The sequence below is a fragment of the Serratia sp. 506_PEND genome (genome assembly GCF_001076875.1).
GTDB classification, from domain to species: domain Bacteria; phylum Pseudomonadota; class Gammaproteobacteria; order Enterobacterales; family Enterobacteriaceae; genus Serratia; species Serratia marcescens.
On sequence record NZ_JVEL01000213.1, the window covers coordinates 1 to 2,144 of the forward strand.

Consider the following 2,144-nt stretch of genomic DNA (forward strand, 5'->3'; position numbering starts at 1 on the left):
CCACCACCTGCATCAAATCGGGATGCGCCAGCGCATAGCGCGAGTAGATTTCACCGCGCGCCCCGGCGCCGACCACCAGCACCCGCACCGGGCGATGGGCAAAGCTGTTGGGTTGTGTTGACGACATTGCTGATACTCCGCTGTTGTTATTTGAGGTTTTGGCCGCTGAGCTCGTCGAACAAATGCGCGCGCGTCAGATCGAATGCCAGATGAATGCTTTCGCCGAGGCGCGGCTCCCAGTCCGGCAGCGACGCCATGCGCAGCACGAAGCGCAGATCGGCCAGTTCGCAGTGCAGCAGCTCTTCGTTGCCCATGCGCTCGATAGTGACGATCTGCGCCGGGAAACAGTTGGCGCTGCCGGGCGCGCACAGCCGCAAAGACTCCGGCCGGATGCCGAGACACACCCGCGCATGCGGGTAGTCCGCCAATTGCCGTTGCAGCGCCGGCGGCAGATCGAGCAGGTGCTGCAGGCCGATGCGCAGCCGCACCGTTTGGCCGTCGCGCACGATCGCCAGATCGTGCAAATTCATCGACGGGCTGCCGATAAACTCGGCGACGAAACGGTTGGCGGGGTGGTGATACAGATTGATTGGTTTATCCACCTGCATGATGGCGCCGCGGTTCATCACGCAAATGCGATCGCCCATGGTCATCGCTTCGACCTGATCGTGGGTGACGTACACCATGGTGGCGGCGGCGCCTTCCTGCTTCAGCTGGTTGTGCAGTTCGATCAGCTGCACGCGCATCGACACCCGCAGCTTGGCGTCGAGGTTGGACAGCGGCTCATCGAACAGAAACACCTTGGGTTTGCGCACGATGGCGCGGCCGACCGCCACCCGCTGGCACTGGCCGCCGGAGAGCTGGCCCGGCTTGCGCTGCAGCAGATTGGTGATCTCCAGCTTTTCCGCCGCGTCGCGCACCCGGCGGTCGATCTCCGCCTTGCTCTCTTTGCCGATCAGGCCGAACGCCATGTTCTTGTACACCGTCATGTGCGGGTACAGCGCATAGTTCTGGAACACCATGGCGACGCCGCGATCCTTCGGCATGCTGTCGTTGACGCAGCGATCGTGGATCAGGATCTGCCCCTCGCTGACGCTCTCCAGCCCGGCGATCATCCGCAGCAGGGTGGATTTGGCGCAGCCGGACGGGCCGACGAACACCATAAATTCCCCGTCTTCAATGTCCAGATCGACGCCGTGCAACGCGTGGAAACCGTTGGGGTAGACTTTTTTAACGCTGTTTAACTGAATTCCGGCCATGTCGTTTACCTTGTCTGCGCGTTAGCCTTTCACCCCGGCGCTGGCGATGCCCTGGATGAAATAGCGTTGGAAAATAATGAACAGCATCAGCATCGGGATCACCGCCATCAGCGCCCCGGCCATCAGCAGCGGGTATTCCACCCCGGCGCGGCTGGAGAGCGAGGCCAGCCCTACCGGCAGCGTCAGCTTCTCGGTGGTGGTATTGACGATCAGCGGCCACATCAGGTTGTTCCAGCTCCACAGGCCGTTGATGATGACGCAGGCGATAATGCCCGGCCGGATCAGCGGCAGCATGATGCGCCAGAAAATGGCGAAGTAGCTGTAACCGTCGATCAGCGCCGCTTCCTCCATCTCCTTCGGCACCGCCAGGAAGAACTGGCGCAGCAGGAAGGTGGCGTAAACGCTGAAAATGCCCGGCAGCACCAACCCGGTGATGCTGTTGACCAACCCCAGCTTCTGCACCACCAGGAATTGCGGGATCAGAAACGCCTGGCCGGGCACCATCAGGATCGACACGCATACCAGAAACACCGCATCGCGGCCGCGAAAATGCAGGCGCGAGAAGCCATAGGCGGCCAGGGTGGCGATAGCCATCTGCAGGCTGACGGTGAAGAAGGTCGCCAGCAGCGAGTTGAGATAAAAACCGGCGAACGGGATTTCGTGCATCACCCGGCCGTAGGCCTGCAGGCTGGGATGCGCCGGCAGCAGCGTCAGCGGGATCTGGATGCTCTCGGCCTGGGTTTTCAGCGAGGTCACCAGCATCCAGATAAAGGGCACCACCGAGGCCAGCGCCGCCAGCCCCATAAACAGGTACACCAGCGTTTTCTTGCTTGCGTTCATGTGCAGCTCCTCAGCTGACTTTCAGGCGCTTGCCGATCGCCATTT

The 2,144-nt window shown here is 61.7% G+C and carries 2 protein-coding genes; both read right to left on the reverse strand.

From position 1 onward, the window contains the following. Window positions 1-146: 146 nt before the first annotated feature. Window positions 147-1,259: an ABC transporter ATP-binding protein gene (locus ADK28_RS05195; protein ID WP_016927599.1), complete on the reverse strand. Its 1,113-nt coding sequence runs from the start codon at window positions 1,257-1,259 to the stop codon at window positions 147-149. Between the two features lie 21 nt (window positions 1,260-1,280). Continuing rightward, window positions 1,281-2,099, reverse strand: a complete 819-nt coding sequence (locus tag ADK28_RS05200; protein ID WP_016927600.1) for a carbohydrate ABC transporter permease — start codon at window positions 2,097-2,099, stop codon at window positions 1,281-1,283. Between the last annotated feature and the right edge of the window lie 45 nt (window positions 2,100-2,144).